We start from the raw sequence: 14,395 nt of genomic DNA on the forward strand, positions 1-14,395 counted from the left end.
GCCACCAACGACTTTTCTGAAAGGCACGGACTATGGGGGATCTGGCAATAGATTTCTGCGGCGAGTGGCATGAACCCTCGGACGGGGACATCTTCAGCATCGGCCGCGAAGGCGACCTTGAGGTGGACGACAACCCGTATCTGCACCGGCAGTTCCTGCAGATCGCCAGCTATGACGGCATCTGGTGGCTGAGCAACGTCGGCAGCATGCTGTGCGCGACCATTGCCGATGCCTCCGGCGGGATGCAGGCCTGGCTCTCGCCCGGCGCCCGGATTCCGCTGGTGTTCAGCCTCACCAACGTCATCTTCACCGCCGGCCCCACCACGTACGAGTTTGCCGTGCATCTGCGGACCCCCGCGTTCCGGCAGGAATCCCGCGACGAGGACAGCGGCGGCGACACCACGATCGGCCCGGTGCTCTTCACCGACTCGCAGAAGTCCCTGATCGTGGCCGTCGCCGAACCCGTGCTGCGCCGGGAGGGGACCGGTTTCAGTGCCATCCCGTCCTCGGCCGACGCCGCCAAAACCCTGGGCTGGGCCCTGACGCGGTTCAACAGAAAGCTGGACAACGTGTGCGACAAGCTCGACAAGGTGGGGGTCGCCGGTCTGCGGGGAGGCGGCGGGAAGCTCGCCACCAACCGCCGCGCGCGGCTCGTGGAATACGCCGTCACCTCACACCTGGTGACCCCGGCTGACCTGTATCTGCTGCAACAGCACCCTGCTGAAAAGCACAACGCTGAAAAGCACACAACTGACGAACTGACTGGAGTCGACGTAGCGTGAGAATCCGACTGACGCTGCGCCGCGACCCGGCCGACGCCAAAGACCTCGCCGTCACCGTTGACGGCCTCGCCACCGTGGCGGACATCGCCACGCAGCTCTGGGCGGCCGATCCGGCCCGGCGCGGGACCCCGCCGCCGTCGAACCTGTCCCTGAGCATCGAGGAGGCCTTCGCCGCCGGCGGCATGAAGGGCAGCATCCTGGACCGCAAGGACAACCTGCTCGAATCCGGGCTGCGGCCCGGGTCCATTGTCTCGCTGACCCAGCTCAGTGAGCAGTTCGCGACGCCCGGGGCGAACCGGGGACCGGCGGCGGCGACGCTGCGTGTGCTGTCCGGGCCCGACGTCGGACGTGAATTCTCGCTGCCATCGGGCACCAGCTACGTCGGCCGGGACCGCGACGTCGACGTCCGGCTCACGGACCCGCTCACCTCCAAGCGGCACGCCCGCATCACCGTCGGCGAGACGGTCGAGATCGTGGACACGAACTCGGCCAACGGGCTGCTGATGGACGGGCTGCCGGTCACCCGCGCCACGCTGAACTCCTCGGACACCGTGACCCTGGGCGACACCACTGTCTCCGTGGTCTCGCTCGGCACCGGACACAGTTCCGCCCCGAGCTCGCCGTTGATCGACTTCAACCGCTCGCCGCGCGTGGTGCCCCGGTTCGAGCAGCAGAAACGGATGCTCCCGGCCGGGCCCAAACGCCAGGAGCACCACGCCTTCCCGTACATCATGCTGCTCGCGCCGCTGATGATGGGCGGCATCCTGTTCGCCGTCACGCAGAACGTGCTCTCGGTCATCTTTATGCTGATGATGCCGCTGTTCATCGTGGGCCACTATGTGGACCAGAAGCTGCAGGCCAAACGGGAGCGCAAGGAACAACACAAGCAGTTCCGCGGGTCCATGGCCGCCTTCCGGACGGACATCACCCGGCTGCAGAACGTGGAACGCTCGGTCCGGCTGCAGGAAGCACCCTCGGTCAGCGACACGGTCGACTCGATCTACAAGCTCGGCCCGCTGCTCTGGACCCACCGGCCCGAGCACACCGGCTTCCTGGGACTGCGCTTCGGCCTGGGCACGGCGCCTTCGCGGATCCAGTTCGAGGAGCCCAACAGCAACGACACCGAGGCCGAGTACATGGCCGAGATCCAGGAGTGCCTGGCGCAGTTCCGGGACATCGAAGGGGTGCCGATCGTCTCGCAGCTGCGTTCCGCCGGGTCCTTCGGACTCGCCGGGTCCCGGGGCCTCGTCGACGAGGTGGCCCGCGGCATGGTCCTGCAGTTCGTCGGCCTGCACTCGCCCGCGGAAGTCGTCCTGGCCGCCATCACCTCGGCGCAGTCCAAGGAACGCTGGGAATGGCTGCAGTGGCTCCCGCACGTCGGCTCCGGCCACAGCCCGCTCAGCGGCGACCACCTCGCCGCCGGCCCCGCGGGCGGATCGGCCCTGCTGTCCCGGCTGGAAGACCTGATTGACCAGCGGGAGGCCGCCTCCCAGGCCCCGCGCCCGGCCCCGCGGCCCGGCGTCGACCCACTCAGCACGGACCTTCCGGAACCGCTGCTGCCCGCCGTGCTGGTGGTCGTCGAGGACGACGCCCCGGTGGACCGCGGCCGGCTCACCCGGGTCCTCGAGCGGGGCCCGGACTCCGGGGTGCACGTGATGTGGGTGGCGTCCTCGGTGCAGCAGCTTCCGGCCGCCTGCCGGGACTTCATGGCCGTCGACGGCGACCACGGCACCACCACCGGCCAGGTCCGGCTCGGCCGGCACACCTTCCCGGTGAGCTGCGAAAGCCTCGACACCGGCCTCGCCGCCCAGCTGGCCCGCATGCTCACACCCGTCGTCGACGTCGGCAAGCCGCTGGAGGACGACTCCGACCTGCCGCGTGCCGTGTCCTACGCGACCCTGATCGGCAAAGACTTCCTGGACAACCCGGCGGCCGTGGCCGAGCGCTGGACCGAAAACAACTCGGTCCGGGCCTCCGCCGTGCCCAACCGCAAGGACAACGGCTCGCTCCGGGCCCTGGTCGGTTCCAAGGGCATCGAACCGCTCTACCTCGACCTGAAAAACGAGGGCCCGCACGCCCTGGTCGGCGGGACCACCGGCGCCGGCAAGTCCGAGTTCCTGCAGTCCTGGGTGATGGGCATGGCCGCGGCCTACAGCCCGGACCGGGTGAGTTTCCTCTTTGTCGACTACAAGGGCGGCGCCGCGTTCGCGGACTGCCTGCACCTGCCGCACACCGTGGGCCTGGTCACCGACCTCTCCCCGCACCTCGTCCGCCGCGCCCTGACCTCGCTGCGGGCCGAGCTGCATTACCGGGAGCGGCTGCTGAACCGGAAAAAGGCCAAGGACCTGCTGGAACTCCAGCGCGAAGCGGACCCGGACGCGCCGCCGTACCTGATCATCATCGTGGACGAATTCGCGGCCCTCGCCACCGAGGTGCCGGAGTTCGTCGACGGTGTGGTGGACGTCGCCGCCCGCGGCCGTTCCCTGGGCCTGCACCTGATCCTGGCCACCCAGCGCCCGGCCGGCGTGATCAAGGAAAGCCTGCGCGCCAACACCAACCTGCGGGTGGCGCTGCGGATGGCCGACGTGGACGACGCGCTCGACATCCTCGGCGTGCCGACTGCCGCCTACTTCGACCCCTCCATTCCCGGACGCGGCGCCGCCAAGACCGGCCCCGGCCGGATCCAGGGTTTCCAGACCGGGTACGCCGGCGGCTGGACCACCGAGAAGCCGCAGCGGCCGCAGATCGAGATCGTCGAGATGGCCTTCGGCTCCGGCCCGGCCTGGGCTGCCCCGGCGCCCGCGACCCCGGTGAAGGAGGAGGCGGCGGGCCCGAACGACATCGCCCGGATGACGGCCAACATCATCAAGGCCGCCGACGTGCTCTCCATCGACCCGCCCCGCAAGCCCTGGCTGGACGAACTCGCCACCACCTACGACTTCTCCCGGCTGCCGAACCCGCGCACGGACGAACGGCTGCTCCTCGGGGTGGCGGACGACCCGGCGCACCAGGACCAGCCCACGGTGTTCTACGAACCGGACCGGGACGGCAACATGGCCATCTACGGCACCGGCGGCTCGGGCAAGTCCGCAGCCCTGCGCGGCATCGCGATCGCGGCCGCGGTCACCCCGCGCGGCGGGCCGGTGCACGTCTACGGCATCGACTGCGGCTCCTCGGGGCTGAAGATGCTCGATGAGCTGCCGCACGTCGGCGAGATCATCAACGGCGACGACGTCGAACGCGTCGGCCGGCTGCTGCGCTGGCTCCGGGACCTCGCCGACGACCGCGCGGCCCGCTATTCAGAAATCCGCGCGTCGACCATCGTGGAGTACCGGACCCTCGCGGACCGGCCGGAGGAAAAACGGATCTTCGTGCTGGTGGACGGCATGTCCGCCTTCCGCGAGGCCTACGAATACAGCAAGCTCTCCGCGCTCTGGGACATTTTCCTGCAGCTCGCCACCGACGGCCGCCCGCTGGGCATCCACCTCGTGGTCAGCGGGGACCGGCCCAACTCCGTGCCGGCGTCGCTGCTGGCCTCGATCCAGCGCCGGCTGGTGCTGCGCCTGTCCTCCGAGGATGACTACCTGTCGATGGATGTGCCCAAGGACGTCCTGGGCCAGGTCTCGCCTCCGGGCCGCGGCCTGCTGGGCAACCTTGAGGTCCAGCTCGCGGTGCTCGGCGGCAACTCCAACCTGGCCGTGCAGGCCCGCGAGGTGCACAAACTCACCGAGGCCATGCTGCGCCAGGGTGTCGAACGCGCCCCGCAGATCGAGCGCCTGCCGGACCAGATCGACCTCGACATCCTGCCCGCCGGCAGCCCGGACCTGCCGGTGATCGGCGTCGACGACGAGACGCTCCAGCCCGCTGAAATCCTGGCCAAGGGACCGCTGCTGCTGGCAGGCCCGCCCGGCTCCGGCCGCACCGTGGCCCTGGTGACCCTGGCCTACGCGCTGCGCCGCTCCAACCCCGGCGTCGAACTGCTGTACATCGGCTCCCGCCGCTCCGCCGCGGCGTCCCTGAAGCTCTGGGACCGCTCCGTGGTGGGCGCGGACGACGTCGAGGCAGCCATCGACGAGCTGGTGGACTACTCCACCGGCACCCCGGGCAAGCTCGCGATCTTCATCGAGGGACTGACCGACTTCACCGACACAGGAGCCGAATCCGGGATCGAACGGCTCATCACCGCCTCGATCAAGGCCGAACAGTGGGTGGTGGGGGAATCCGAGACCTCCACCTGGTCCTCGGCCTGGTCCCTCGCGCAGCCGTTCAAGTCCGGCCGCCGGGGCCTGCTGCTCAACCCCGGCGACATCGAGGGCGACAGCCTGCTCAGCACCTCACTGGGCCGGATCAGCACGGACTTCATCCCCGGCCGCGGCTACATCGTGGGCCGCGGCAAGGTCCGCAAGCTCCAGGTCGCGCTGCCGCCCGAGAACCGGAACTAGGCCCGTTGCCCTGTCAGTTGTGGTTGCTTCCGGGCCCAAATGGGGACAACAACTGATAGGGCATCGGGGAGGATCTAGGGCAGGATAGGTCTGTGAGCACAGCGAACACTGCAGCAGAAGCCGAAACACACACCCCCTCCGAGGCCGTGCGCGAGGAGTACGAGGTCCTCGTCGAGGAGGTCCGCAAGCACCGCTTCGCGTACTACCAGGAGGACGCCCCGATCATTGCGGACGCCGCGTTCGACGAGCTCTACCGGCGGCTGGAAACGATCGAGGCCATGCACCCGGAACTCGTGGCCAACGATTCCCCGACCCAGGAGGTGGGCGGCGAGGTGTCCGCCGCCTTTGCCGCCGTCGAACACCTGCAGCGGATGTACAGCCTGGAGGACGTCTTCTCCCTTGAGGAGCTTCAGGCGTGGATCGCCAAAGCGGAAGCGAACATCACCAAACTCGGCAACGGGACGCCGGCCTGGCTCACCGAACTCAAGATCGACGGGCTCGCCGTCAACCTGCTTTACCGCGACGGCGTGCTGATCCGGGCCGCCACCCGCGGCGACGGCACCACGGGGGAGGACATCACCCACAACGTCCTCACCATCAAGGAAATCCCGCAGCAGCTGCGCGGCGCGGGCTTCCCGGCCGAGATGGAGGTCCGGGGCGAGGTCTTTATCCCTTCCAAGGCCTTCGCCGAATTCAACGAGACGCTGATCGAGGCCGGCAAAGCGCCTTTGGCCAACCCCCGCAACGCCGCCGCCGGCTCGCTGCGCCAGAAGGACCCGGCGGAAACCGCCAAGCGTCCGCTCCGGATGTACGTGCACGGCATCGGCGCCCGCGAAGGGCTGGACACCGCCAGCCAGTCGGACACCTACCGCCAGCTCGCCGAGTGGGGGCTGCCCACCAGCCCGTACTTCGAGGTCCTCCCCGGGCTCAAGGACGTCCTGGCCTTCATCACCCGCTACGGCGACAAGCGGCACAGCCTCACCCACGAAATCGACGGCATCGTCATCAAGGTTGACGACTTCGCCACCCAGCGCGCGCTTGGCTACACCTCCCGCGTTCCGCGCTGGGCCGTCGCCTACAAGTACCCGCCCGAGGAGGTCCACACCAAGCTGCTGGACATCGCGGTCAACGTCGGCCGCACCGGCCGCGTCACCCCGTACGGCGTGATGGAGCCCGTCAAGGTCGCCGGCTCCACTGTGGAGATGGCGACCCTGCACAACCAGGAGGTCGTCAAGGCCAAGGGCGTCATGATCGGCGACATCGTGGTGCTGCGCAAGGCCGGTGACGTCATCCCGGAGATCGTCGGGCCGGTCCTGGCCCTGCGCGGGCAGCAGGATCCGCCGGTCCGCGACTTTGTGATGCCCACCGAATGCCCGGCCTGCGGCACTCCGCTGGCGCCGGCCAAGGAGGGGGACGTGGACATCCGCTGCCCCAACTCCCGCTCCTGCCCGGCGCAGCTGCGCGAACGCGTCTTCCACCTCGCCGGCCGCGGCGCCTTCGACATCGAGGCCCTCGGCTGGGAAGCCGCCATCGCCCTGACCCAGCCGGCCGAGCCGGAAACCCCGCCGCTGACCACAGAGGCGAACCTGTTCCGGCTGACCCCCGCAGACCTCGCCGGCGTCCGGATCCGGCGCGAAAAACGGTCCAAGGGCGTGGCCACCGGAGAGTTCGAACTGGTGCCGTACTTCTTCAGCAAAGGCACCGCCAAGACCCCGTCCAAGCCCACGGCCACCACGGAGAAGCTGTTCCGCGAACTGGAGAAGGCCAAAACCCAGCCGCTCTGGCGCATCCTCGTGGCGCTGTCCATCCGGCACGTCGGGCCGCGGGCCTCCCGCGCCCTCGCGACCGCGTTCGGGAGCATGGACGCCATCCGGCAGGCTTCCGAAGAGGAACTCGCCCACGTCGACGGCGTCGGGCCCGTGATCGCGGCGGCCCTGACCGAATGGTTCACCGAGGACTGGCACCGCGAGATCGTCGACACCTGGGCGGCCGACGGCGTCCGGATGGCGGACGACCGGGACGACTCCATGCCCCGGACCCTGGAGGGACTGACCATCGTGGTGACCGGCAGCCTGGAAGGCTTCAGCCGGGACGAGGCGAAGGAAGCCATCCTGATCCGCGGCGGCAAGGCATCCGGCTCGGTCTCGAAAAAGACGGACTACGTCGTGGCCGGCGAGAACGCGGGCACCAAGCTGGACAAGGCCGAACAGCTCGGCGTGCCGGTCCTGGACGAGGACGGCTTCCGCGCGCTGCTGGCGAACGGCCCGGCGGACGGGGCCGCCGGCGGCCCGGCGGAAAGTTCCGCGGACCCCGGAGCCGCCGGGGACGACGCCGGCGACGGCGCTGTTGAGGATGCCGAGGAGGACCACCAGGAAGTGGTGACCGAATGAGCCCCGGCGCCCCCGGCGCCCCCGGCCGGACCGCCGGTTCCCTGCCGGCCGCGCTGCTGGAACTCGCGCAGCAGGCGGCAGCGGCCGGGGCCGCGGTCCTGGCCGGCCGGAACGCCGCCGGGCTGGACGTCAGCAACAAGGGCGACACCGGGGACTGGGTGACCGCTTTCGATCTCGCCGCGGAAACCGCCGTCCGGGACGTCATTACCGCGGCGAGGCCGTTCGACATCATCACCGGCGAGGAAGGCGGCACCGTCCTTCCGGCGTCGCCCAGCGGCTACCGCTGGTCCATCGACCCGCTGGACGGGACCACCAACTTCATCCGCAACATCGTCTACTACGGCACCTCCGTGGCCGTGGCGGACCCCGACGGCGTCTGGCTGGCCGGCGTCGTCAACGCCCCGGCGCTGGGCCGGCGGTACTACGCGCTCCGCGGGCAGGGCGCCTGGCTTGAGGAGGACGGCAGGCTCACGCAGCTGTCCGGACCGGTCGCGGGGCGCACCGGGCAGATCCTGGCCACCGGTTTCAGCTACGACCCGGCCGTCCGTGCCGAACAGGCAGCCGGGCTGGGCACCATCATGGACGGCTTCGCCGACGTCCGCCGGCTCGGCTCCGCCGCCCTGGACCTCTGCCTCGTGGCGGACGGCACCCACGACGCCTACGGTGAACGGGGCCTGAACGAACACGACTTCGCCGCCGGTGCCCTGATCGCCGAGGAAGCCGGCTGCTGGGTGCGCCGTCCGCGGCTGACCAGCCCGCTGGCCGGCGGCCCCTCCGACGACGAACGCCTTGCGGCCTGGACCTGCGCCGGGACGCTGGAACTCGCCGGCACGTTCCCGCTCTAGCGCAGCCCCTTGCGGCCGGTGCCGTGCTGATAGTTCAGTCACGGAAACCGGCGATCCGTGATCCGGCCTCGGCGCCCGCCCGTACCATGGACAGGTGCATCCTCAGATCCTGATCCGCCCCGCAGTTCCGGCCGACTACGACGCCATCGCGCGCATCACCCGGGACGCCTACCTGGCCGCGGGCTACTTCGAGAGCGCCGACCACCCGTACATGCGCCAGATCCAGGACGTGGCCCGCCGGCATGCGAAGGCCACCATCTGGGTGGCGGAACGCGCCGGAAGCATCGTCGGCTCCGTGACCCTCGCCGTCGCCGGGGAACCCTACGCGGACATCGCCGAGGCCGACGAGCTGGAATTCCGGATGCTTGTGGTGGACCCGGCCGTGCAGCGCAGCGGTGCCGGCAAAGCCATGGTCCACGCCATCCTGGACCATGCACGCGCGCTGCCGGGAATCAACGCCGTGGCGCTGACCACGGGCCTGACCTGGGAAAGCGCCCATGGGCTCTACCAGAAGACCGGCTTCCAGCGGGCCCCCGAGCGTGACTGGGTCGTGCCGGACACCGACATCAAGCTGCTCGTCTACCGCCAGGAGCTGTAAGCCGGGACGGCAAGAAACCCGGGGCAACAGCCGCCGTCAGGTAGGGTTTAGGGCAATTGAAACGCTCAGGCACGGCAACCTGGAGGACCCATGGCACCGCACATCCCCGGCTCAATTGACGAGAAGCTCCTCGGTTTGTACCTCTCGGACCACCTGAGCGGCGCCACCGCCGGCGTCTCCCGGATCCAGCGCATGGCCGACGCCTTCGCCGACACCCCGGTGTCCGCCGAACTGTCCCGGGTCAGCGCCGAACTCACCCGGGAACGCGAGGTGCTCCGCAACCTGATCCAGGACCTGGGCGTGCGGCGGCGCCCGCACCGCCAGGCCGCCGCCTGGCTCGCCGAGCACGCCGGCCGGCTCAAGCTGAACGGGCGCATCGTGCGCCGGTCCCCGATGACCATGGTGCTGGAGGCCGAGCTGATGCGCGCCGCAGTCCTGGGAAAGCTCGGCGGCTGGCAGACCCTGGAAGAGCTGGCACCCGAGCTCGGACTGGACAAGGCCACGTTCACCGCATTCGCGGACGACGCCCGGGCGCAGATCGAGGCTCTCAGCCGCGTCCACGAACACGCCCGCAGCAACGCCTTCCGCAAGAACCGGGACATCAGCACCTAACCACAACGCGGGGTCACCTGCGGCCCATCCCGGGGTCCCGGATGGGCCGTATCTGACCCCGCGTTGCTTTGGGGGCGGTGGCCCGGGAGACGCCCACCCGGGTGGGCGTGCAGGAGCGCACCCGCCTCCGCGCCGCCACCATGGCCCTGCTGGCCCTGAGCCATCGGCATCGGCTAACAGGACCCACGAGGTGACAGTTCGCGCCGGTGTTTACTCAAAACATCGGCACGAACTCTCACCTCGGCGTGAACACCCTTCCCGGCAGGGGGTCCGCCGGGAAGTAACAGCAGGCGAACCCACGTAGACTGGGACGGAAAATAATCCGAACTTGCAGGGGAGATCCATGGCTGCGATCAACCGCGACGACGTCGCGCATCTCGCGCGTCTCGCGCACATCGAGATGAGTGCTGAAGAGCTCGACAGGATGGCCGGCGAACTCGCCGTCATCGTCGATTCAGTGAAATCCGTCAGTGAAGCCGCCGGTGATGACGTCCCGGCCACGTCCCACCCGATCCCGCTGACGAATGTGTTCCGCGAGGACGTCGTGGGCCACTCTTTCACCGCCGAGCAGGCACTCTCCGGCGCCCCCGATGCGTACGAAGGCCGCTTCAAGGTCCCGGCAATCCTGGATGAGGGCTAAGAACATGACTGAGAACAACGAACTGATCCGCTCCTCCGCCGCAACGCTCGCCGCCCGACTGGCCGCCCGCGACGTCTCCGCCGTCGAGGTCACCCAGGCGCACCTGGACCGCATCGCCGCCGTCGACGGCAAGGTCCACGCCTTCCTGCACGTCAACACGGACGAGGCGCTCGCCGTCGCCGCCGAGGTCGACGCGATCCGCGCCGCGGGAGGCGCCCCGGCCCAGGAACTGCACGCCCTCGCCGGGGTGCCGATCGCCGTCAAGGACCTGATTGTCACCATCGGCCAGCCCACCACGGCCGGCTCGAAAATCCTCGAAGGCTGGCACAGCCCCTACGACGCCACCGTTGTCAAGCGCCTGCGCGCCGCGAAGATGCCGATCCTGGGCAAGACCAACCTGGACGAATTCGCGATGGGCTCCTCCACCGAGCACTCCGCCTTCGGCCCCACCCACAACCCCTGGGACCTGGACCGGATCCCCGGTGGCTCCGGCGGCGGTTCCGCCGCCGCCGTCGCGGCCTTCGAGGCCCCGCTGGCCCTCGGCACCGACACCGGCGGCTCGATCCGCCAGCCCGGCGCCGTCACCGGCACCGTCGGAGTGAAGCCCACCTACGGCGGTGTGTCCCGTTACGGCGCGATCGCCATGGCCTCCTCGCTGGACCAGATCGGTCCGGTCTCGCGCACCGTGCTGGACTCCGCCCTGCTGCACCAGGTCATCGGCGGGCACGATCCGCGCGACTCGACCTCGCTGCCGGATCCGCTGGAGGACCTCGTCGCCGCCGCGTCGACCGGCAACGTGCACGGCATGAAGATCGGCATCATTAAGGAACTGCACGGCGAGGGCTACCAGACCGGCGTCGAGAACCGCTTCAACGAATCGCTCGAGCTGCTCAAGGGCGCCGGCGCCGAAATCGTGGAGGTGTCCTGCCCGAACTTCAAGTACGCGCTGGGCGCCTACTACCTGATCATGCCGTCGGAGGCTTCCTCCAACCTGGCCAAGTTCGACGGCGTCCGGTACGGCCTGCGGGTCCTGCCCGAAGACGGCCCGATGACGATTGAACGCGTGATGGGTGCCACCCGCGCCGCCGGATTCGGCGACGAGGTCAAGCGCCGCATCATCCTGGGCACCTACGCCCTGAGCGCCGGCTACTATGACGCCTACTACGGCTCGGCCCAGAAGGTGCGCACGCTGATCCAGCGCGACTTCGACGCCGCGTTCGCCCAGGCCGATGTGCTGATTTCCCCGACCGCGCCGACCACGGCGTTCAAGCTCGGCGAGAAGCTCAACGACCCGCTGGCGATGTACCTCAACGACGTCGCCACTATCCCCGCCAACATGGCCGGCGTCCCCGGGCTCTCCCTGCCCGGCGGCCTGGCCGACGAGGACGGACTGCCGGTCGGCGTCCAGCTGCTGGCCCCCGCCCGCCAGGATGCCCGGCTTTACCGCGTCGGCGCGGTGCTGGAATCCCTGCTCGAGGCCCAGTGGGGCGGCCCGCTGCTGGACCAGGCTCCCTCACTGACCGCTCCCGCACTGACTGCCCCGTCGATGACGGCCGGCCCTGCCCTGAACGACGCTGCCGCTTCGAGCCACGGAGGTTCCCACTAATGCCTGACGCAACCCTCAGCTTCGAAGAGGCGATGGAAAAGTACGATCCGGTCCTGGGCTTCGAGGTCCATGTGGAGCTCAACACCAAGACGAAGATGTTCTCCTCCGCCCCGAACGTGTTCGGCGACGAGCCCAACACCAACGTCAACGAGGTGGATCTGGGCATGCCCGGCGTGCTTCCCGTGGTGAACAGGACCGCGATCGAGTCCTCGATCAAGATCGGCCTGGCACTGAACTGCAAGATCGCCGAGACCTGCCGTTTCGCCCGGAAGAACTACTTCTACCCGGACACCCCGAAGAACTTCCAGACCTCCCAGTACGACGAGCCCATCGCGTACGACGGCTACCTGGACATCGAGCTCTCCGACGGCACCATGTTCCGCGTCGAAATCGAGCGCGCGCACATGGAGGAGGACGCCGGCAAGCTGACCCACATGGGCGGCGCCACCGGCCGCATCCAGGGCGCGGACTATTCCCTCGTGGACTACAACCGCTCCGGTGTGCCGCTCGTGGAGATCGTGACCAAGCCGATCGAGGGTGCCGGCAGCCGCGCGCCCGAGCTGGCCAAGGCCTACGTCGCCGCGGTCCGCGAGATCGTCAAGAACCTCGGCGTTTCCGACGCCAAGATGGAACGCGGCAATGTCCGCTGCGACGCCAACGTCTCGCTCCGCCCGCACGGCCGCGAACGCTTCGGCATCCGCTCCGAGACGAAGAACGTCAACTCCCTGCGCGCCGTCGAGCACGCCGTGCACTACGAGATCCGGCGGCACGCCGCTGTGCTGGACTCCGGCGAACCGGTCATCCAGGAGACCCGCCACTGGCACGAGGACACCCGCTCCACGACCTCGGGCCGGCCCAAGTCCGACGCCGACGACTACCGCTACTTCCCGGAACCGGACCTGGTGCCGATTGTCGCCTCCCGCGAATGGGTCGAGGAACTCCGCGCCACGCTGCCCGAGCCCCCGGCCGAACGCCGGAAGCGGCTGCAGGCCGACTGGGGCTACGCCGACCTGGAATTCCGCGACGTCGTCAACGCCGGCGTTCTGGATGAGATCGAGGAAACCATCGCCGCCGGCGCCACCGCCACGGTGGCCCGCAAGTGGTGGATGGGCGAAATCGTCGGACGGGCCAAGATCGCCGACGTCGATCCCGGCCAGCTCGGCGTCGCACCTGCGACCATTGTGGAACTGAACACGATGGTCGAAGACGGCAAGATCAACAACAAGATGGCCACCGAGGTCCTCGACGGCGTGCTCGCCGGCGAAGGCACCCCGGCGGAGATCGTGGCCAAGCGCGGCCTCGCCGTGGTCTCCGACGACGGACCCCTGCTCGAAGCCATCGACGCGGCCCTCGCCGCGCAGCCCGGCGTCGCGGACAAGATCCGCGGCGGCAAGGTCCAGGCGATCGGCGCGATCGTCGGCGGCGTCATGAAGGCGACCCGCGGCCAGGCCGACGCCGGACGCGTCCGCGAGCTGATCCTGGAGCGCCTCGGCGTCGAAGGCTAGGCCTTAGCCATCCACTAAATCGGTCATGATGGACTGCAGTGCTTCGCAGACCATCATGACCGATGTGCGTTTAAGGTTCTCCGGGCGGGCCAGGATGTCGATCCGGCGCCGGGTGCTGATGCCCTCAAGCGGCCGCAGCACAATGCCCGGGCCCAGCACCGGACGGGCCGTGTACCGGGGCAGCAGCCCGATCACACTCCCGGTCGCCACCAGCGCCGCCACCGTGGAGTAGTCGTTGATCCGGTGGACGACGTTCAGTTCCCGGCTGGAGAGGGCCGCGACGGCGGCGAGTACATCCGCGGGGGAGTAGCCGGTGCGGCTGGTCACCCAGGGTTCCCCGACGACGTCGTCCGCCGTCACCGCCCGCTGGCCGGCCAGCCGGTGCCCGGCCGGCAGCGCGACATCCAGCGGCTCGTGCGCGAGCGGAATCACCGCCACCCGCTCCCCGGGCCAGCGCGGGCTGTGGTCCATCCGGTGCGCGAGCACCAGGTCATACCGGGCCGTCAGCGCGGGGAAATCCTGCTGGGCCACATCCTCGTCGGAGAGCAGGATCCGCGGCTGGCCCGGCCCGGCCAGCAGCCGGGCGAGCGGGGCGAACAAGGCCTGCCCCGCGCTGTGGAACCCGCTCAGCGTCACCGGTGCCACCGGGGAGCCGTGGTACGCGCCGATCGCCGTCCTCGCGTCCGCCATGGCGGACACGACGGCGGCCCCGGCGTCCGCAAGGACCTGCCCGGCCTCGGTCAGGACCAGGTTCCGGCCCTCCCTGCGGGTCAGCGGCACCTCCACGGATTTCTGCAGGGCGGCCAGCTGCTGCGAGACCGCCGAGGGCGTAACGAGCAGGGTTTCGGCGACGGCCTTGACGCTGCCGAGCGCCCCGAGTTCGCGGAGCATCTCCAGCTGGTGGATTTCCATGCCGCCCAGTCTATGCGTAAGGAAAGGCTACATCGTCGATTGAGAAAAAGCCGGTTGTGCTAA

General features: G+C 69.4%; 10 protein-coding genes. 9 read left to right on the forward strand and 1 reads right to left on the reverse strand.

The annotated features are described in order from the left end of the window. Positions 1-32: 32 nt before the first annotated feature. The 9 genes from ACZYX4_RS04340 (at position 33) to gatB (ending at position 13,420) form a co-directional block, all read left to right on the forward strand. Entirely contained in the window at positions 33-782 is a 750-nt protein-coding gene (locus tag ACZYX4_RS04340) for a hypothetical protein (RefSeq protein WP_463873979.1), read from the forward strand. After that, a complete protein-coding gene (locus ACZYX4_RS04345) occupies positions 779-5,224 on the forward strand; it encodes an FtsK/SpoIIIE domain-containing protein (RefSeq protein WP_463873980.1) in 4,446 nt (1,481 codons plus the stop codon). Before ACZYX4_RS04340 ends, ACZYX4_RS04345 begins: the two co-directional genes overlap by 4 nt. 92 nt (positions 5,225-5,316) lie before the next feature. Next, positions 5,317-7,614, forward strand: a complete 2,298-nt coding sequence (gene ligA / locus ACZYX4_RS04350; RefSeq protein ID WP_463873981.1) for an NAD-dependent DNA ligase LigA — start codon at positions 5,317-5,319, stop codon at positions 7,612-7,614. Next, positions 7,611-8,459 (forward strand): inositol monophosphatase family protein, encoded by an 849-nt coding sequence (locus tag ACZYX4_RS04355; RefSeq protein WP_463873982.1) that lies wholly within the window; start codon positions 7,611-7,613, stop codon positions 8,457-8,459. The genes ligA and ACZYX4_RS04355 overlap by 4 nt, the downstream gene beginning before the upstream one ends. A 94-nt stretch (positions 8,460-8,553) precedes the next feature. Then, the gene (locus tag ACZYX4_RS04360) at positions 8,554-9,057 is read left to right on the forward strand and encodes a GNAT family N-acetyltransferase (RefSeq protein ID WP_463873984.1); all 504 of its coding nucleotides are present in this window, start codon (positions 8,554-8,556) and stop codon (positions 9,055-9,057) included. Positions 9,058-9,147: 90 nt separating this feature from the next. Continuing rightward, positions 9,148-9,669, forward strand: a complete 522-nt coding sequence (locus ACZYX4_RS04365) for a hypothetical protein (protein WP_463873986.1) — start codon at positions 9,148-9,150, stop codon at positions 9,667-9,669. Between the two features lie 343 nt (positions 9,670-10,012). After that, complete coding sequence (gatC, locus tag ACZYX4_RS04370; RefSeq protein ID WP_463873987.1) at positions 10,013-10,309, forward strand: Asp-tRNA(Asn)/Glu-tRNA(Gln) amidotransferase subunit GatC; 297 nt, start codon at positions 10,013-10,015, stop codon at positions 10,307-10,309. A gap of 4 nt (positions 10,310-10,313) precedes the next feature. Further along, entirely contained in the window at positions 10,314-11,915 is a 1,602-nt protein-coding gene (gatA, locus tag ACZYX4_RS04375; RefSeq protein ID WP_463873988.1) for an Asp-tRNA(Asn)/Glu-tRNA(Gln) amidotransferase subunit GatA, read from the forward strand. Then, positions 11,915-13,420 carry an Asp-tRNA(Asn)/Glu-tRNA(Gln) amidotransferase subunit GatB gene (gene gatB, locus ACZYX4_RS04380; RefSeq protein ID WP_463873989.1) on the forward strand — a complete coding sequence of 502 codons (1,506 nt, stop codon included), beginning with the start codon at positions 11,915-11,917 and terminating at the stop codon, positions 13,418-13,420. The genes gatA and gatB overlap by 1 nt, the downstream gene beginning before the upstream one ends. A gap of 3 nt (positions 13,421-13,423) precedes the next feature. Here gatB and ACZYX4_RS04385 read toward each other — a convergent pair whose 3' ends face one another. Continuing rightward, positions 13,424-14,332 (reverse strand): LysR family transcriptional regulator, encoded by a 909-nt coding sequence (locus ACZYX4_RS04385; RefSeq protein ID WP_463873990.1) that lies wholly within the window; start codon positions 14,330-14,332, stop codon positions 13,424-13,426. Positions 14,333-14,395 lie beyond the last annotated feature (63 nt).

The organism is Pseudarthrobacter leeuwenhoeki, from assembly GCF_055412885.1.